The sequence below is a fragment of the Wenyingzhuangia marina genome (assembly GCF_900130035.1).
In the GTDB taxonomy this organism is placed as follows: domain Bacteria; phylum Bacteroidota; class Bacteroidia; order Flavobacteriales; family Flavobacteriaceae; genus Wenyingzhuangia; species Wenyingzhuangia marina.
In genome coordinates this window covers 109,246-128,773 of the sequence record NZ_FQXQ01000004.1, presented here as the reverse complement: position 1 = coordinate 128,773, position 19,528 = coordinate 109,246, and the positions used below count along the sequence as shown (strand labels likewise).

Below are 19,528 nucleotides of genomic sequence, written 5' to 3'. Positions count from 1 at the left end.
ATCAAATAAATATTTTTACTTGATACTTTATACTCATTACTTAAAATTACGTTGTCTTTTGGCTTCGTACATTAATATTCCGGCAGCAACGGACACATTCATAGAATCTATTTTTCCCAACATGGGAATAATAATTTTTTTAGTGGATTGCTCTAACCACTCATCAGACAACCCTACAGCCTCTGTCCCTACTATCAATGCAGTAGATTCTGTAAGGTTTTGGTGATGATAATATTCTGAATCCTCTTTTAAAGCTGCAGCATAAGTAGCTACTTGATGTTCTTTTAAATAAGCTAATATTTCCTGAGTAGTTCCCGTAGCTATCTGAGTAGTAAACAAACAACCTACGCTAGAACGAATAATATTAGGATTAAACATATCAGTTTTAGGATTCGCAATTAAAACAGCATCTACATTAGCAGCATCAGCTGTTCTTAACATAGCTCCAATATTCCCCGGTTTTTCAGGGGCTTCTGCTACTAAAATTAAAGGAGTCTTGGTGTTAAATTTCAAATCACTCAATTGCATAGATTTGTCTTTTACCACTGCTAAAACTCCTTCTGTAGTAGCTCTGTAAGCTATTTTCTCATATACTTCTTTACTGACTTCAATATAAGTATCTGCAGCAAATTGGGTGATATCATAATTTGGAGGTAGTAAATCTTTATAATAAAACACCTGCACAAGTTGATATCCCCCTTGTAAAGCCAAAGACAATTCTCTTCTACCTTCTACTATAAAACTTCCAGATTGTTTTCGTGCTTTTGATTTTTCACCTAAAACCACCAAAGATTTAATGATGCTATTTTGAGCACTACTAATTTGTTTGTGCATGTCTCTTTTTAATTTAATGCGAAAATACTAAATTACAGCAATCAGTTTGTCAAGAATTGATTCTACGCCAAAATGATTATTAGAAAGAGTTTCGTAATTGGCTATTTGCTTTACATCTTTGTGTGCATTGGCCATCGCAAAACTATATTTTGCTTTTTTAAGCATTTCTAAATCGTTCTGATAATCTCCAAAAGCCATGGTTTCTTCATCTGTAATTCCATGTTGCTCTTGAATACGAGTCAAAGCATTTCCTTTGTGATTGGCCTGTAAAGCAATGTCTACCCACAACTCACCCGATACTTTTATTTGCCAATCTCCCTCTATATGTTTTAAATAAGGGTAAATGTTTGCTTCAGAACCATCGTAGTGACATAAGGCTATCTTTAAAAAATCATCATTTGGCAACTCTTCAAAGCTTTCTACCAACTCATATTCACTATAATATTCAGTAACCGTATTTTTAAATTCAGCGGATTCCTTTAAAAAATAAGCTCTTTTTTTACCGCAAAGTACAATATGGGTCTCTGGAATTTGTTGACTTAAACGTATCAATTCTATCACATCTTTTTTATCCAACGCATTAACAAATAATTCTTGATCATTGGCTACCACATAAGCACCATTCTCGGCCACTATGGTAATATGTTCTTTAATACTTTCTAATTTTTGTAAAATACTGTGATATTGTCTTCCGCTAGCTGCCACAAACTTTATATTTTTGGCTTTTAAGATTTCAAATTGCTCAAAAAACAAATTGCTTACGTTGTGTTCGGAGTTTAATAAGGTTCCGTCCATGTCCGTCACAATCAGTTTTACTTTAGATAAATCCATGTTTTGTTGCTTTATGTTTTACATCGCAAAGGTACACTTTTGACTTTCGTCACCATAGCTAATATAAATTCAATAAAAATAACATTTTAGCAAAAAAAATCGCTAAAGAAAGCACTCCTACTAGACTTTTAAAATACTTATCAACAAAATAAAAGTTGTTAACAGTTTTTGTAGAAAAATTAACTTCTCTTTTTTTATTAAAAAATCAGAATATCGATTAAATTTGCTCTTCTATGGAACAAACAAAAAGCTTTTCAGGAAAGAAAATTGACAAGAGTAAGATCATCAATTTGGCACATGGAAAAATTCCACCACAAGCAGTAGATATGGAGGAAGCTGTGCTAGGAGCTATGATGATTGATAAAAAAGGAATTGATACAGTAATTGATATTTTACATGCTGATGCTTTTTACAGAGAACAACATCAAGCAATCTATTCAGCCATTCACACTTTGTTCCAGAATTCTGAACCTACCGACTTATTAACAGTATCTAATCAATTAAAAAAAGATGGAAAACTGAATATGGTTGGAGGTGATTTTTACCTGATTGGACTGACTCAAAAAGTTTCTTCATCAGCCCATATTGAGTTCCATGCTCGTATTATTTTACAGAAATATATACAACGACAATTGATTACTATTTCTAGTGAAATTATTGAACAATCTTATGATGAAACTGCCGATGTATTTGATTTGTTAGACATGGCAGAAACCAAATTCTTTGAAGTAACACAAGGAAATTTAAAAAAGAGTTCTGAAACATCTGATTCTTTGGTAAGGCAAGCCCTTAAAAAAATTGAAGAATTAGGAGGTAGAGAAGGAATGTCTGGTTACGCCACTGGTTTTACCAAATTAGATGCTTTGACTTCTGGTTGGCAACCTTCGGATTTAATTATTATTGCGGCACGTCCGGGTATGGGTAAAACGGCATTTGTAATTTCTATGGCTAAAAACATGGCCATTGATTTTAATCACGGAGTTGCAGTTTTCTCTCTAGAGATGTCTTCGGTACAGTTAATTACCCGTATGATTTCTTCGGAAACAGGATTGTCTTCAGAAAAATTAAGAAAAGGAACTTTAGAACCTCATGAATGGGAGCAGCTAAACGTAAAAGTAAAAAACTTATCAGAAGCGCCTATTTTTATTGATGATACCCCCTCTCTATCTATTTTTGATTTACGTGCAAAAGCCCGTAGATTAAAATCTCAACACGATATAAAAATTATTGTTATTGACTACTTGCAGTTAATGACTGCTGGTGGAGCTGCTGGAGGAAATCGTGAACAAGAAATTTCTATGATTTCTCGTAACTTAAAAGCCCTGGCAAAAGAATTACACATTCCTGTAATTGCTTTGTCTCAGTTATCTCGTTCGGTAGAAACTCGTGGAGGAAGTAAACGTCCGTTACTTTCAGATTTACGTGAATCTGGAGCGATTGAGCAAGATGCTGATATTGTATCATTCATTTTCCGTCCAGAATATTACGGAATGACAGAATGGGATGATGATGACCACACGCCTTGTGAGGGACAAGGAGAATTTATTGTTGCCAAACATCGTAACGGTGGATTAGATAATATTAGATTAAAATTTACAGGTCACTTAGCAAAATTCTCAGATTTAGAAGATGACTTTGGCGGACAATTAGAATCTTCCATGAACTTTAATGACTTGTCTGGAAACATAAATCCTGCAGATGCTTTTGATGCTCCAGTACAACCCGATGATGACGATGTTCCGTTTTAAATAATAAACACAACAACTGAGTAAACACACAGTAAGCCTTTTCTTAATAGAAAAGGCTTTTTTAGTTATATTTAAGTATTAAAAATTTAATACAGAAAACATGATTATTACCACAACAGAAAACATTCCAAATAAAGAAATTACAGAAATTTTAGGTATTGCAAGAGGAAGCACTGTAAGAGCTAAAAGTGTAGCCAGTGATTTTATGGCAGGATTAAAAAACTTTGTTGGAGGGGAACTTGATGAATACACCAAACTACAAGCTCAAGCTAGAGAACAAGCTTTACAAAGAATGACACAAGATGCACAAAAACTAGGAGCAGATGCCATCGTAAACATCAGACTTACTACTTCTACCATTACTCAAGGAGCTTCTGAAATTCTAGCTTATGGAACTGCTGTTAAACTAAAATAAAAATGAGTTTTTTAATTCTAGGTATATACGCTGCTTTTCTAATCATTACTATTGGAATCATTATTTATTTAATCATCAAAAGAATTCAAAACAAAGACAAAGAAGATTTTGAACATAAAGACAACTAAAAAATTAAAATCATGTATTAATCATCATTAAAAATTATTTATAAAGAGTGAGTTACTAATCCTAAAAAGCAAACTAAGGTCTAATGGAATAAAATGCTATTAAAAAAAGAATACTAAAACTGGAGTTTAAATTATAAAGTTGACCGTAACTAAAGTTCATATAAAATATTTACTTAGTACAGTATTTTACGTATATTTACTAAGTACCGTATGTTTTTTCTAAAAAGAACACAAATTACTTTCAATAACAAGTTAAAACTAATAAAGAAGAATAAATATGACCTTAGATTACGCTTCGATATTCTTTTTTTTAGCACTAAACAATTTGTTTATTATTGTCCTTTTTATCTATCAATATTTTTATCAACACAAATATTGGTACTTAATGTTGCTTACCTTGTCTATTATTTTTCAAACGGTTGCCATCTTTCTTTTTAGCAATCATAATATTTTTCCTGTCTTAAACACAGTCCTTATCAATAATTTTTTAATGATTTCTAGTTTTGCTATTGCATCATTTGGACTTATTTCATTTGATGGAAAAGTGCGAAAAAACCTTATTTGGATTTTCTCCATTTCTGTTTTACTTTTTTATTCTGCCATTTTAATAGCTGAAAACAATTTAACCGTTATCCATATTACAAGAACTCTTTCTTGTTCTTTTTTCTATGGAATTAGTGCCTTTTATCTCTTTAACCACAAAAGTAAATACAAGTTTTCTTTGCTTTTAAGCTGTGTTCTTTTTGTGTATTCAATATTTCAACTTATTCGTGTGTTTGACATCTATCAAACAGGACCTGATTACAGTCTTTTAAAGGTCACTACATTTAACAATTGGTTTCTCATTATTTCTACTTTTGCAATTAGTTCTTGTAATGTTGGTTTTATTATGCTTTTAAAAGAAGTAGATCAAAAAACAATTCTTAAAAAAAATTTAATCATTCAAAAGAATCAACTTAAACTTGAAAAATTAAACCAAACACAAAACAAACTATTTTCAATTATTGCACACGATTTAAGAAGTCCTTTTAATAACATTTTAGGTTTATCAGAATTATTATTAGCAAACGGAAATAAAACCAATCATTCATCATCAGAGGAATATATAAATATTATTAATACTACAGCTCAAAACACACTTGCCTTGCTTGACAACTTATTAAATTGGGCAAGAGCTCAAACAGAAGAGCTAAGTTTAAACTTAGAAACAATTATGCTGTCAAAAATTATACATGAGACGATAGCACTTAAAACATCTGTTGCTAAAGCTAAGAACATTACCATTCATTATTCTCCTACCGACGACCTAGAACTATACACTGATAAAAATATTTTAGGTACCATTTTACGAAACCTAATTTCTAACGCTATAAAATTCACAAATCAAGGAGGAGAAATTAATATTTTAACAACCATCAATCAAGATCATATCGAAATTTCTATTTCCGACAACGGAGTTGGTATGAATGAAAAAACAATTCATACTATTTTTGATTTATCTAGTCATATATCATCTATAGGTACCGCGGACGAAAAAGGTTCTGGACTAGGTTTGGTACTTTGTATAGAATTTGTAAAGAAACTTGGGGGACATATTGGAGTTAAAAGTGAGGAAGGAAAAGGAAGTGATTTTAAATTCACTTTACCTCTTAATCTTTCTAAATAAACTAAGCTAAAACATATTAGTCTTTTAGTATTTTTATAAAAATTTTGTACTTTTTAATTTCTTGAAAAAATCATGGGAAAAAAATTTACTGAAATAGCTCCTGAGCTACAAGAGTTCATCAAAAATCAAAAAATATTTTTTGTAGGTACGGCTGCAGAAACAGGAAATGTAAATGTATCTCCCAAAGGAATGGATTCTTTTAGAGTTATAAACAAAAACAAAATAGCTTGGTTAAACTTAACAGGAAGCGGAAACGAAACTGCTGCTCATTTGTTAAAAAACGATAGAATGACCATTATGTTCTGTGCTTTTGAAGGAAAACCTATGATTTTAAGATTGTATGGTACTGCTAAAATTTATCATCCTAGAGATCAAGAATATCAAGATTTTATTGACTTATTTCCTGAAACACCAGGTTCTAGACAAGTGATTGAAATGGAAGTAGATTTGGTACAAACCTCTTGCGGTTATGCAGTACCTTTTATGGATTACAAAGAAGATAGAACTGTTTTAAAAAATTGGGCTCAAAAGCAAGGTCAAGAAAAAATTGAAACTTATTGGGAAGAAAAAAACACTGTGAGTATTGATGGTTTTGAAACCAGGATTCTTGAGTAGTGAGTAGTGAGTAGTGAGTAGTGAGTAGTGAGTAGTGAAAATTAAGAACTCTCAAACAAACAACTCCACAACATTAACTCTTAAAAAACATCGATTTTAAAAATCCAAAACCGTAACCAGTCATTTGTACCAAAGTAGTGATGATTGATAAAAATGCAACCGTAATGTTTTTGTTCACAATTAAAGAAGACATAAACAACAACATAAAGTATAAGTAATAAAGAGTTATCAATTCCCAACTCCCCATCATAAAAAGAAGAGAGGATAGTATAAATCCTGTGATAAAAACACTAGGAAACCAATAGGTGATTTTAGCAGTTCCAGGATATTTTTTATTCAATACAGGTCTTGCACTTCCAAACTTAAAAGTTTGTTTATAAAAAGCTTCAATAGAGGTTCTTCTTTTGTGATATACAAAAGCTTTTTCTATCAACTGAGTCTCGAATCCATGTTCCCAAAGTCTAAAAGACAAGTCAATATCTTCTCCTATTTTCATAGAAGAAAATCCCCCTGTTTTTTCAAATGCTTTTCTAGAAATTCCAAGATTAAAGCTTCTTGGTTGAAATTTCCCAACTCCTTTTTTCTTTCCTCTAATTCCTCCAGTAGTCATCATAGAAGTCATAGAAAAGTTAATCGCTTTTTGCATAGGTGTAAAAGTAGGATGTGCTGCATCGGGACCTCCAAAAGCATCGGTGTAATTGGCTTGTAAAGCCTTTTTAACCCTTTTTAGATAATTAGCTGGCACTAAAACATCAGAATCTAATACAATAAAATAATCTCCTTTAGCTTGAGACATTCCATAATTCCTTGCCATTCCAGCTCCTTGATTCTGCGTTAAAAAATATTGAATATTTAAACGATCTCTATAGCTTTCTATAATTTCTTTAGCATTATTATCAGACCCGTCTTCTACAATAACAATCTCAAAAGGTTTGGGATAATTCTGTTTGGTTAAACTAAACAACAATTCATCGATCTCTTCTGGACGATTGTATAAAGGAATGATAAAAGAAAACATAGTAGTTCTTTAAGAAGATTGTAAAATCGCTTTGTTGATCTTTTTAACCAACGAAGGACCTTCATAAATAAATCCGGTATATACCTGAACTAAGTCTGCTCCTACTGCTATTTTTTCCAAAGCATCTTCAGCTGAATGAATTCCTCCTACTCCAATAATTGGAAAGGCTTTATTTGATTTGTCTGCCAAATATTGAATGGTAGCGGTACTTCTATCTTTTATAGGTTTTCCACTCAATCCTCCATTTCCAATTTCAGTCAATCTTTTCTCTGTAGCTTTTAATCCTTCTCTGTTTACAGAAGTGTTTGAAGCAATGACTCCATCAATCTTAGTTTCTGCAACAATCTCTATAATTTCATCTAATTGATGTGGATTTAAATCTGGAGCAATTTTTAATAAAATAGGTCTTAACTCTTTTTTAGCACTGTTTAACTTTTGCACCGCCGCAATCAACTCTAACAAATAGTCTTTATCTCCCAACTTAGCATGACTACTAACATTAGGACAACTTACATTCAGTACAAAATAATCTACATGAGGATGTAAAGCTTCAAAAACTTCACAATAATCTTGCGTGTATTGTTCTGTAGGAATATCGGTATTTTTCCCAATATTTCCCCCAACAATTACTTTTCCTTTGTTCTTTTTTAAATTTTCAATAGCTGCTTCAATCCCATTGTTATTAAACCCCATTCTATTGATAATTCCTTGATCATCTTTTAACCTAAACAAACGTTTTTTAGGATTTCCAGCCTGTGCTTTTGGAGTTACTGTTCCAATTTCTATAAATCCAAAACCGTAATCTGCCAATTCATTAAACAACACAGCATTTTTATCAAACCCCGCTGCCAAACCTACTGGATTTGGAAAAGTAATTCCAAACAAATTTCTTTCTAATCTTCTATCTTCAACCTTATACATACTTCTCGTCAAAGCAGAAACTCCTGGAATTTTAGACATGAATTTAATCATATCAAAAGTAAAATAATGTACTTTTTCTGGATCGAATTGAAAGAAGATGGGACGGATAATAGCCTTGTATAGACTCATAGTTTTTGTCTTTGTTTGTTGGTCGCAAATTTACGAACTTTATTTCATTCGCTATGTGAAACGAATCTCAAAAAAAAGCCTTTGAAAATTCAAAGGCTTTTAGATTATCTTAATGAAGCATCAAACTGTTTTTCAAACGAGTTTTGAAGCTTGGTCATAATTTTTTCTATTTGTTTGTCTTCTAAAGTTTTGTTTTCATCTTGTAACACAAAACTCAAGGCATAAGACTTTTTGCCTTCTGGTAATTTATCTCCTTCATACACATCAAACAAATCAACTTCTTTTAACAATTGTTTTTCTGATTGAAAAGCAGCATTGTATAAATCTTTAAAAGCAACCTCTTTGTTTAGTAACAAAGCCAAATCTCTTTTTACCAAAGGATATTTTGGCAAAGCTGTTACTTTTAATTTGTTGTTTTGTGATATTTTTAAAATAGTATCCCAATCAAAATCTGCATAAAAAACCTCTTGTTTAATTCCAAATTCTTTTAAGATTTTAGGACTTACCATTCCCACATCTACCAACTTCATTTTTCCTAAAGCAAAAGTAATTCCTTCAGAAAATACATCGTTTTTAGTTGGAGTTACTTTAACGTTTTTATGACCTAATCTTTCTAAAACACCATTAACAACGGCTTTGATATAATAAAAATCAGTGATTTTTTTTGGAGCATTCCAAGCTTCTTTATCTCTGTTTCCTGAAATAAATAAAGTCAAGTGTTTTTTCTCCTCGTACTTCTCATTGTATTTATGATAGGTTTTACCAAACTCGTAAAACTTAATATCATTATTTTTTCTGTTGATGTTATAACTTACAGATTCCAAACCACTAAACAATAAAGATTGTCTCATCACTGCCAAATCACCACTTAAAGGATTTAACATTTCTACATTGTTCTCAGAATTTAAATTTTCTGACAATTCAACATAAGAAGGCTTGGTTAAAGAGTTTGCCATGGTTTCATTAAACCCTTGAACTCTTAATTGCTCTGCAATGGTATTTTCAGTTTTTACACCATCAAACCTTGAAGGTTCAATAGAAGTATTTAATTTGTGTGAAAACTCAATATTGTTATATCCGTAAACACGTAAAATTTCTTCTACAATATCCGCTTCTCTTTGCACATCTACTCTATAAGCAGGCACTACCAATCCTAAACCACCTTCGGTTTCGCTATTGATTTTAATTTCTAAAGAAGCTAAAATATTTTTAATGGTATCATTCGGTAATTTTTGACCAATAATTCTTGCTACGTTTTCATAAGACATAAAAACTTCAAAATCTTCAATCTTATTTGGGTACACTACATCTACATCAGAAACAGCTTTTCCTCCTGTAATTTCCTCTATTAACAAAGCTGCTCTAATCAACGCGTATTTTGTTCCATTAGGATCAATTCCTCTTTCAAAACGGAAAGAAGCATCGGTATTTAAACCGTGTCTTTTAGCTGTTTTACGAATTGATACTGGATTAAAATAGGCTGATTCTAAAAAGATTGCAGTCGTATTTTCTGTAACCCCTGATTCTAAACCTCCAAAAACTCCTGCAATACACAATGGCGTTTCATCAGCATCACAAATCATTAAATCTTCTTCGCTTAAAGTACGTTCAACTCCATCTAAAGTAGTAAACTTCGTTCCTTCTTCTAAGGTAGTTACCACTACTTTTCCTCCTGAAATTTTATTCGCATCAAAAGCGTGTAATGGCTGCCCTAATTCGTGTAATACGTAATTAGTTACATCTACTACGTTATTTGTAGGTTTAATTCCAATTGCTTTTAATTTATTTTGCAACCATTCTGGGGAATCTGCAACTTTTATATCTTTAATAGCAACTCCTGCATATTTAGGAGCCAATTCAAAATTCTTGACATGAATATCAAACTTTAAAGCTCTTTCATATACGTGAAAATCACTTACAGAAGGTGTTACCAATTCTTTTTGAATTCCTTGTTGCATCAATCCAGCACGTAAGTCTCTTGCTACTCCCAAGTGACTCATCGCATCGGCTCTGTTAGGCGTTAATCCTATTTCAAAAACTTCATCTACCTCAATATTAAATACCTCAGCAATTGGAGTTCCAGGAACCAAATCTTCAGCCAAAACCATGATCCCATCATGACCTTTACCTAGACCTAATTCATCTTCGGCACAAATCATTCCGTGACTTTCTTCTCCTCTAATTTTTCCTTTTTTAATTTTAAACCCTTCTCCTTTTTCATCATACAAGATCGTTCCAACAGTAGCCACAGGCACTTTTTGACCCGCTGCCACATTTGGAGCACCACACACTACTTGAATAGGAGCTTCACCTCCAACATTTACTGTAGTAACACTTAATTTATCTGCATTAGGATGTTTTTCACAAGTTAAAACCTCACCAACCACCACTCCTTCTAAGCTTCCTTTGATAGATTCTACCTTTTCAATCCCCTCTACTTCTAAACCTAGATCAGTTAACAATTCACCAGTCTTTTCAGCTTCCCAGTCAATCTTAATAAATTGTTTTAACCAATTGTATGATATTTTCATCTGTTTAAAATTCTGTTTTAAGTGCGCAAATTTACGATTTCAATTAGCAATGTGCAATTTACAATGCTCAATAATTTGTATCTTTTAATCCTTAAGAAATATTCGCCCAAATACTAGTTCTTTTATGTATTTGCTGATAAGCTTTTTTGATAGGTAAATTTTTAGTTAAAGTCAAATTAGGATCTTCTCTTAACACTTCCAAAGCTGTATTTCTTGCCATGTGTAATTCTTTAGAATCTCTTACCAAATCAGCAATTTTTAAGTTTAACACACCGCTTTGTTGCGTACCCATTAAATTTCCTGGACCACGGAGTTTTAAATCTACCTCTGCAATTTCAAATCCATCACTGGTTCTTACCATAGTTTCCAAACGAGTTTTAGAATCATTAGATAATTTTACGCCAGACATTAAAATACAATAACTCTGATCGGCTCCACGTCCTACTCGTCCTCTTAACTGATGTAATTGAGACAAACCAAAACGTTCTGCGCTTTCTATAATCATTACGGAAGCATTGGGAACATTTACCCCAACTTCTATGACTGTAGTGGCCACCATTATTTGTGTTTCCCCTTTTACAAAACGCTGCATTTCTAATTCCTTATCAGCAGGTTTCATTTTTCCATGTACAATACTAATTCTGTATTTTGGGAGAGGAAATTCACGTTGAATACTCTCATATCCATCTTGTAAATCTTTATAATCCATGGCTTCAGATTCTTCTATCAAAGGATACACCACGTAAATTTGTCTTCCTTTTTCAATTTCATCACGCATAAATTTAAAGACTCGCAAACGAGCACTATCAAATCTATGTACGGTTTGAATAGGTTTTCTTCCTGGTGGTAATTCATCAATCATAGAAACATCTAAATCACCATACGCACTCATAGCCAAAGTTCTCGGAATAGGCGTTGCCGTCATAATTAATACATGAGGTGGCAAAGTGTTTTTCATCCACATTTTAGAACGTTGAGCCACTCCAAATCTATGTTGTTCATCAATAATGGCCAAGCCTAAATTTTTAAATACCACTTTATCTTCTAGAATGGCATGAGTTCCTATTAAAATTTGCAAAGAACCATCTTCTAAACTTTCATGAATGATTCTACGTTCTTTGGTTCTAGTGGATCCTGTTAGTAATTTTACAGAAATATTAAATGGAGTCACCAATTCTGATACCGCTTGAAAATGCTGTGTGGCTAAAATTTCTGTGGGAGCTAACATGGCTGTTTGGAAATTATTATCCAAGGCAATTAAAATAGTTAACAAAGCCACAATGGTTTTTCCTGCTCCCACATCTCCTTGCAGCAATCGATTCATATGCGCACCACTAGCCATATCTGCTCTGATTTCTTTCAATACTCTTTTTTGAGCGTTGGTCAAATCAAACTTTAAACCTGATTTGTAAAAATCATTAAAATAATCGCCTACTTGTCCAAACACAAATCCTTTTATTTTGTCTTTTCTCACCAGTTTGTTTCTGATGAGTTGGGTTTGAATAAAGAAAAACTCTTCAAACTTTAATCGTTTTTGAGCCCTAGCTAAATACTCTTGATTTTTAGGAAAATGAATATGTAATAAAGCTTCTTTTTTGCTTAACAATTGATATTCATCTAATATTTCTTGAGACAAGGTTTCCTGAATAAAAGGATAAGCTTCTTTAATTAAATGTTGAATCGCCTTAGACATCACTTTATTATTAAAGCCTTTGGCACTCATTTTCTCGGTAGATGGATAAATAGCCTGTAAACCTGCTATAAAATTCTTTTTATAATTTACCTCTAATTCCATATCTGGATGAGGCATGCTAAAAGTTCCATTAAAAAAATTGAGCTTTCCAAAAATCACATATGGTTCGTTAATCTTTATACTGGTCTTTAGCCATCTATTAACCCTAAACCAAATCAGTTCCATACTCCCTGTTTCATCTTTAAAAGTAGCTACCAAACGAGAACCTCTCTTTTGTTTTACTTCTTTTAAATCTGTCACTATTCCTTTGATCTGTACTTCGGTGTTTCCTGCCTGCAATTCACGAATAGTAAACATCTTTGATTTATCTACATATCGGTTTGGAAATAGATTCAATAACTGATTTGCATTAAAAACCCCCATTTCTTTTTGGAGCATTAATGCTTTGGCAGGCCCAATTCCTGTTAAGTAAGTAATATTTGTATCAAAATCAAACATAGATTTCACAAATCTACTACTTTAAACAAAAGTAAAACAGCGTTTATACCGCTTTTTATAGTATAAAAAAAAGACCTGAGCTTAAAATTATAGCCTTTCCTAACAGAAATTAAATTTCTTTGATGCACTAGGTAAAAAACACGTAACTTTGCTGCCAAATAGTTCACAATACATGAGACTTCATAGAAATTTAGTATTTACCGTTATAGATTCTTTAGAGGATATTTTTAACAAAAAAGAATACGCTGATAAAGTAGTACAAAAAGCCTTAAAGAAAGACTTGCGTTGGGGAGCAAGAGATAGAAAATTTGTTGCCGAAACCATTTATGAAATTGTACGATGGAAACGTTTGTATAACGAAATTGCAGGAACAAAAAATCATTATTCTAGAGAAAATCTTTGGAAAATTTTTGCTGTTTGGGCAGTATTACGTGGGATTGATTTACCAGATTGGAAATACTTTGAAGAAACACCTGTAAGAAGAATTAAAGGAAAGTTTGATGAACTACAAAGTAACAGAGCTATTTCACAATCTATTCCAGATTGGATGGACGACTTATGTTTAAAAGAATTGGGAGAAAAGAAATGGACGGCTGAATTAAAAGCACAAAACATTCCTGCATCTGCTATTTTAAGAGTGAATACCTTAAGAGCTACTAAAAAACAATTACAAGATTTATTAGCTAAAGATGATATTATTACAAAACCTATTAAAGGATATCCCTCTGCTTTAGAGTTAGATGAGCGTAAAAATGTTTTTGTAACCCAAGCTTTTAAAAGTGGAATGTTTGAAATGCAAGATGCCTCTTCTCAATTAGTTGCTGAGTTTTTAGAAATAGAACCAGGAATGAGGGTAGTAGACACTTGTGCTGGTGCCGGAGGAAAAACCTTGCATATTGCTGCTTTAATGGAAAATAAGGGATCTATTATTGCGACTGATATATATGGTGGTAAATTAATTGAGTTAAAAAAACGTGCAAAACGTGCAGGTGCTTTTAATATTACTACTAAAAAAATTGAATCAACTAAAACCATTAAAAAGCTATACAATACTGCGGATAGAGTTTTAATTGATGCTCCTTGTTCTGGATTGGGGGTTCTAAAACGTAATCCTGATAGTAAATGGAAATTACAACCTGAGTTTATTGACAATATTAAAGCAACTCAAGCTGATATTTTAGAGCGTTATACTAAAATTGCCAAAGTAGGTGGAAAAGTAGTATATGCCACTTGTTCTATTTTACCTTCTGAAAATCAAGAGCAAGTAGCTAAATTTTTAGAAAAAAATGAAAATTTTAAATTGATAAAAGACAAAAAAGTATTGGCTTCTGTTTCTGGCTACGATGGTTTTTATATGGCCTTATTAGAAAGAATTAGTTAAAATTCACCTAATTATAAACAAAAAAAACTCCATGAAATTCATGGAGTTTTTTTGTCTCTAATATTTTATATCATTAAAATGATTTACATCCTGATAATGCCTAATTAAGTATTTAAAAGCTGTTTCTAAAATTTCTCCCATGCAGTTACACTTATTAAAAGCCTCATCCTTAGTATAATCAAATAAATCTTTTTTTAACTGTGCTACCTTTTCGTCTGAGGAAATTCTATCTTTTAACATACAATTTAACAACTCTTGAATTCTCTTTTTCCCAAGTAAAATTCTTTTAGCAATGGTAGATCTTTCCTCTTGTTTATATTGCTCTATAGATTCTGGTCTTAAATTGTTATGAACCATTTCTACATATAAATAATTTTCTTTTAAAAACTGAGGCATATAGACTCTCAATCGTCCTTCATAACATTGCTGATCAAAATCAATCGCTCTGATTCTATAACGGACTTGGTCAAAATCATGTGTAGGAACAATTACATAATTATACGCCCTCATATCTCCTAACAAACGTACAATACAACGTTCATTAAACTTTACATACTCTTTGGCGATCTGTTTTTGAGTTCTAATAGAATAAGCATCTAAACCTGCTTCTATAAAAGTATCACCTGGAATTCCTGAAATATGATCTTCAATTAAAGTTTCTTTATATACCAAAAAGTTAATCCTGTTAGGCGATAACAAATGCTCTAGTTCTAAACCATAAACCCTAGAGGCATCTGCTTTTTTTACATACATATAGGTATAATTGTCATTTAAGATATTCCTTACCTTAATTCTAAAAGGCTTTGAATTTCCAAACGTACAATAATCAACCGCATCAATATTTAAAAAAGGAACTGATGTATCAGAACCATCACCATGTAAAATAGAGTATACTTTTTTTAAATCTCTATCAATAGTTGTTCTTTCGTGTTCTGGGTAATAAACTCGTACCCAAAGCGTATCATCTCCATTTTCATCATACACCTCAATTGCTCCTGAAAAACGAAGCAAATCATCGTAAAAAACAGGAATTAGGGCATTTCTGTTATACTTTGATAAGTAATGACTAAAAAAAGGCTGTATTGGATATGTTGGCTTTTTCTTAGATATTTTTTCGTATTCAGGGTTATCCATATATTTTATACTTCTCTGTTCTTATCATATGGTATTTTAGATAATAAATACTTAATAGCATTTACCCTTGCAAAAGTTTTTCTATTGGCTTTAATAATTTTCCATGGAGCATAATCTGTATTGGTATTGGTAAACATTACATTTTTATACTTAGTGTACTCATCCCATAATTCCTGAGCTTTTTCATCAACAGGAGTAATTTTCCATTGTTTTAATGGGTTGGTTTTTATTTCTTCAAAACGTTTGGCTTGTTCATCTTTGGTGATGGACATATATATTTTTACCAATTTAATTCCCGATGAGGTAATCATACGCTCAAAATCATTTACATTGTTCATAAAACGAACATATTCTTCTTGAGTACAAAATCCGTTTACAGGTTCTACCACAGCACGGTTATACCAACTACGGTCAAAAAAAACAATCTCTCCTGCTTTTGGAAATTTGTTAATATAGCGCTGAAAATACCATTGTGAACGTTCTTCATCTGTAGGTTTGGGTAACGCTACAATTCTAAAATGACGTGGGTTGATACGTTCTGTCATTCTACGAATGGCTCCTCCTTTTCCTGCTGCATCTCTTCCTTCAAAAACGACAATCACACGTTGATTTTTTTCAATAATCTCCTCGTGCATTTTTATCAACTCCTTTTGAAGTTTTTTTAATGATTTTATATAATTAATACTCCTTACCGCTTTTTGAATATTCACTTCTTTGTCTATTAACAAAGCTTGAATTCCTTTTTTGGTATTTAAGTTTTTAATATCGTTTGGTGTTATATTATTCTCCATGCTATTAATCTATTTGGTATGATGATCTAAAATAATGCATCACAACGTTGGGGTCAGGAAATAAATTTGCCACAGCATGCTCTTTCCCTTCATAATCAAACTTAGATAAAACATATCTAATACTTTCTAACCTAGCTTCTTGTTTATCATTGGTTTTCACAATCACCCAAGGACTATAAGTAGTATGCGTTTTACTAAACATGTGCTCTTTATATGTGGTATATCTACTCCATAATTCTTGTCCTTTTTTATCTACAGGACTAAATTTCCATCTCTTTAATGGATTTTCTTGTCTAGAATCAAAACGAGCCAATTGCTCACTTTTAGAAATAGACAACCAGAATTTTATAATTACTAATCCATCTTCATATAACATATGTTCAAATTCTGGAACTTGTGCCATAAAAGTATTGTATTGATCATCTGTACAAAATCCCATTACAGGCTCTACCACAGCCCTATTATACCAACTACGATCAAAAAAAACAATTTCTCCAGGATTAGGTAATTCCTTAATATACCTCATAAAATACCATTGTCCTTTTTCTATATCTGTAGGTTTGTTTAAAGCCACTAAACGAGAAGAACGAGGATTTAGATGTTCCATAAACCTACGGATAGCACCTCCTTTTCCTGCTGCATCTCTTCCCTCAAAAATGATGGCTACTCGTTTGTTATTTTTCTTAATCCACTGTTGTAGCTTAACCAATTCTATTTGTAGTAATTTAAGCTCTTCTTCGTATTTTATTTTATTTAAAATATTAGAAACATCCGTTCCTTTTTCATCTAATTTGCGTACCAACTCAGCCCTCGTGCTTACTGAAGCCAAATCTTCAGCTGTTAGCATTTCTTTTTCATTCATATCTTTTGGGGATTTTTTATCTTTATGACGAGTAAATATACATATTCCACTGCTTTTAACATAGTTTAACAAGGCTAATAATTGTACTTTTAAGCAACTTTTGATGCTATTTTCATGAATTTTAATAAAATATTCTTTTTACTGTTTATTAGTCTTTACATGTGTAAAACAAACACTCACGCACAAACCAAACATGAAATAGGATTGATTAATGACAATGACTTATATGTTTCTTTTTATTTAGATGAATATTACACCAATGGTCTAGAACTTTTTTACAAACAAGCCACCAGTACTAATTATGATTTTTTTAATAAAAAAATTAGACAATTCACAATTGGTCAAAACATATACAACCCCCAAGATAGTGATGTAACTAAAGTAACTTTTCAAGAAAGGCCTTATGCTGGATATTTATACGCCAATTATTCAGAACACTTAATCAACACAAAAAGCATTTTAACTTTAGGTGCTACTGTAGGTGTTACCAATACCAAATCCGGAGCAGAATGGGCTCAAAATTTTATTCACACCTTTTATAATATCGATCCTTCTAATGGATGGGATACACAAATAAAAGAAAAATATGCTATAGGAGTTTTAGCCAATTATACACGCAGTATTCTCTATAAAGAAAACTTCCCTCTTTCATTATCTTGGATAAACACGGCAAAACTAAATAATGTTTTCACCAATATTTCTAGTGGAATTGCTATCCGATTTAATTTTTTAAAAAAGGAATTAGCTCCAATATCTAATAGCACATTTTTTGGTACTGCCCTGCAATATGGTGATGAAAAATGGATTAAAGAAAGTTATTTTGGTATAAAATCTTTTGCGACCTATCAAATTAAAGATGAAACCATTACTGGTGAGTTAGAAAAAAATCCGACACAAAAGGAATTTCATATAGAACCATGGACTTGGCAAAATGATTTTGGATTTTATTGGAACTCAAAACACACAAACTTTAGCTATCATATTATTTATTGCACAAAAAATGTACAAGAAATGAGAACTAAAATCACCCGATACGGAAGCATTCAGTTTAGCTATAAGTTTTAAGACTTATTTTTCTCTGCAATCCACTTAGATAGGTACATGGAACTTTTTAAAGTGTGATGTTGCAACATACTTCCTATAAAATTCTCATTCCTATATATTTTAAAATTTAACACTAAATTTTGCAGTTTCTTTGAAAATTCTTTCTGAAAGATTGATTTATCAAACCTTGTTTTTAAAATCTCTTTCCCTTTTTTAATTTGAATATTCCAAAGATTTTCATCTGTATACAACTGAATGGCTTTTTTAACAAAATCTTCATCATCATAAGCTACAGAAGTCTCCATATAAACATCTCCAAACATTCCTTCTGCACCAATTTCTGTAGTAATAAAAGGGGTATTATTTTGCATCGCATCTATCAATTTTCCTTTTAAACCTGCTCCAAATCTCATAGGGGCTAAACAAACCCTAGCTTGTTGCATAACTTTAGAAACTTCTTCAGCCCTACCATGCACTATAAATCCATCTTTAGCATTATGTAGTTGAAATACTTTATCTGATGGATAACCTCCGTAAATATGAAGTTTTGCTTTGGGAAGTTCCTTTTTTATTTTTGGCCAAAGCACTTGTTTTAATTGCAAAACAGCATCCCAATTGGGTGCGTGAATAAAATTACCAATGAATAAAAAATCTTGTCTATCCTCAAAAACAGGGGTTGGAGTTTTATCAACCTGAACCAAAAAAGGTAAATACCACAAAATGGTTTCTGGAATTTGATACACCTCTTTTAAATAAATCATTTCATACTCCGAAATAGTCAACGTTACATCACATCTATAAATACTGGCAATTTCTCTTTTAGCATCTTCTGAAAATATAATCCCTTGCGGTAAATCCAATCCTTTCTTAACAGCTTCTTGTCTTGCTTTTCTTAAAAAATGTAAATCTTCCGAATCTAACATTCTTATAGTATCAGGACAAATTTCTGACACCCTCCAACCAAATTGTTCTTCCATCATAAACCGATCAAACAGAACAACGGTAGGATTTAACTCTTTTAAAAATTCATCAAAAGAAACATCATTTAATAAAATAGTCTCTTGCTCAACTTCAATATAGTTTAAATCAAAAGCAGTTGATGGCCTTTGGGCTGGACTGGCAAAGGTTACCTTATAACCCATCAATTGAAATTGTTCAATAATTTGTAACATTCTGCTACCCGCAGCAGTTGCTGTAGGTTCAGGCCAAACATAACCAATAATTAAGAGTGATTGCATTTAACAAAAATATAGAATTGAATCCATAGCATTTTCATTTGCTTTCTTTAA

The 19,528-nt window shown here is 31.9% G+C and carries 17 protein-coding genes; 7 read left to right on the top strand and 10 right to left on the bottom strand.

Translation table 11 applies throughout. The features are described from left to right. Positions 1–36: 36 nt before the first annotated feature. A complete protein-coding gene (locus tag BUB70_RS10020; RefSeq protein WP_073121129.1) occupies positions 37–834 on the bottom strand; it encodes a TrmH family RNA methyltransferase in 798 nt (265 codons plus the stop codon). Between the two features lie 27 nt (positions 835–861). Further along, complete coding sequence (locus BUB70_RS10015; RefSeq protein WP_073121127.1) at positions 862–1,665, bottom strand: HAD family hydrolase; 804 nt, start codon at positions 1,663–1,665, stop codon at positions 862–864. A 233-nt stretch (positions 1,666–1,898) separates the two neighbouring features. On the opposite strand from BUB70_RS10015, the gene dnaB reads away from it, so the two are divergent. The 5 genes from dnaB to BUB70_RS09995 all read left to right on the top strand — a co-directional run bounded on the left by dnaB (position 1,899) and on the right by BUB70_RS09995 (position 6,237). Then, positions 1,899–3,413 (top strand): replicative DNA helicase, encoded by a 1,515-nt coding sequence (dnaB, locus tag BUB70_RS10010; RefSeq protein ID WP_073121125.1) that lies wholly within the window; start codon positions 1,899–1,901, stop codon positions 3,411–3,413. Between the two features lie 100 nt (positions 3,414–3,513). Continuing rightward, positions 3,514–3,828, top strand: a complete 315-nt coding sequence (locus BUB70_RS10005) for a YbjQ family protein (protein WP_073121124.1) — start codon at positions 3,514–3,516, stop codon at positions 3,826–3,828. 2 nt (positions 3,829–3,830) lie between these two features. Continuing rightward, a complete protein-coding gene (locus tag BUB70_RS14315; protein ID WP_262508094.1) occupies positions 3,831–3,956 on the top strand; it encodes a hypothetical protein in 126 nt (41 codons plus the stop codon). 385 nt (positions 3,957–4,341) lie between these two features. Further along, the gene (locus BUB70_RS10000; RefSeq protein ID WP_073121122.1) at positions 4,342–5,622 is read left to right on the top strand and encodes a sensor histidine kinase; all 1,281 of its coding nucleotides are present in this window, start codon (positions 4,342–4,344) and stop codon (positions 5,620–5,622) included. 72 nt (positions 5,623–5,694) lie between these two features. After that, on the top strand, positions 5,695–6,237 hold the full coding sequence (locus tag BUB70_RS09995; RefSeq protein ID WP_073121120.1) for a pyridoxamine 5'-phosphate oxidase family protein: 543 nt from the start codon (positions 5,695–5,697) through the stop codon (positions 6,235–6,237). A gap of 73 nt (positions 6,238–6,310) precedes the next feature. On the opposite strand, the gene BUB70_RS09990 is transcribed toward BUB70_RS09995, so the two are convergent. The 4 genes from BUB70_RS09990 to recG all read right to left on the bottom strand — a co-directional run bounded on the left by BUB70_RS09990 (position 6,311) and on the right by recG (position 13,027). Further along, positions 6,311–7,255, bottom strand: coding sequence for a glycosyltransferase family 2 protein (locus tag BUB70_RS09990; protein ID WP_073121118.1), 945 nt, complete (start codon positions 7,253–7,255; stop codon positions 6,311–6,313). Positions 7,256–7,264: 9 nt separating this feature from the next. Then, positions 7,265–8,305: a quinone-dependent dihydroorotate dehydrogenase gene (locus BUB70_RS09985; protein ID WP_073121116.1), complete on the bottom strand. Its 1,041-nt coding sequence runs from the start codon at positions 8,303–8,305 to the stop codon at positions 7,265–7,267. A gap of 104 nt (positions 8,306–8,409) precedes the next feature. Beyond that, positions 8,410–10,836, bottom strand: a complete 2,427-nt coding sequence (gene pheT, locus BUB70_RS09980) for a phenylalanine--tRNA ligase subunit beta (RefSeq protein WP_073121114.1) — start codon at positions 10,834–10,836, stop codon at positions 8,410–8,412. A gap of 91 nt (positions 10,837–10,927) precedes the next feature. Continuing rightward, positions 10,928–13,027 carry an ATP-dependent DNA helicase RecG gene (gene recG, locus BUB70_RS09975; RefSeq protein WP_073121112.1) on the bottom strand — a complete coding sequence of 700 codons (2,100 nt, stop codon included), beginning with the start codon at positions 13,025–13,027 and terminating at the stop codon, positions 10,928–10,930. Between the two features lie 172 nt (positions 13,028–13,199). On the opposite strand from recG, the gene BUB70_RS09970 reads away from it, so the two are divergent. Beyond that, entirely contained in the window at positions 13,200–14,408 is a 1,209-nt protein-coding gene (locus BUB70_RS09970; RefSeq protein ID WP_073121111.1) for an RsmB/NOP family class I SAM-dependent RNA methyltransferase, read from the top strand. A 57-nt stretch (positions 14,409–14,465) separates the two neighbouring features. On the opposite strand, the gene BUB70_RS09965 is transcribed toward BUB70_RS09970, so the two are convergent. From BUB70_RS09965 to ppk2 (BUB70_RS09955), 3 genes are read right to left on the bottom strand one after another with little or no spacing between them, the layout of a single operon-like run. Next, the gene (locus BUB70_RS09965; RefSeq protein ID WP_073121110.1) at positions 14,466–15,542 is read right to left on the bottom strand and encodes a hypothetical protein; all 1,077 of its coding nucleotides are present in this window, start codon (positions 15,540–15,542) and stop codon (positions 14,466–14,468) included. A 5-nt stretch (positions 15,543–15,547) separates the two neighbouring features. After that, positions 15,548–16,333, bottom strand: a complete 786-nt coding sequence (gene ppk2 / locus BUB70_RS09960) for a polyphosphate kinase 2 (protein ID WP_073121108.1) — start codon at positions 16,331–16,333, stop codon at positions 15,548–15,550. A 4-nt stretch (positions 16,334–16,337) separates the two neighbouring features. Then, entirely contained in the window at positions 16,338–17,195 is an 858-nt protein-coding gene (ppk2, locus tag BUB70_RS09955) for a polyphosphate kinase 2 (RefSeq protein ID WP_073121107.1), read from the bottom strand. A gap of 114 nt (positions 17,196–17,309) precedes the next feature. On the opposite strand from ppk2 (BUB70_RS09955), the gene BUB70_RS09950 reads away from it, so the two are divergent. After that, a complete protein-coding gene (locus BUB70_RS09950) occupies positions 17,310–18,260 on the top strand; it encodes a lipid A deacylase LpxR family protein (protein ID WP_084730251.1) in 951 nt (316 codons plus the stop codon). Here BUB70_RS09950 and BUB70_RS09945 read toward each other — a convergent pair. After that, a complete protein-coding gene (locus BUB70_RS09945; RefSeq protein ID WP_073121104.1) occupies positions 18,257–19,477 on the bottom strand; it encodes a glycosyltransferase in 1,221 nt (406 codons plus the stop codon). The two genes, BUB70_RS09950 and BUB70_RS09945, sit on opposite strands and share 4 nt — an antisense overlap. Between the last annotated feature and the right edge of the window lie 51 nt (positions 19,478–19,528).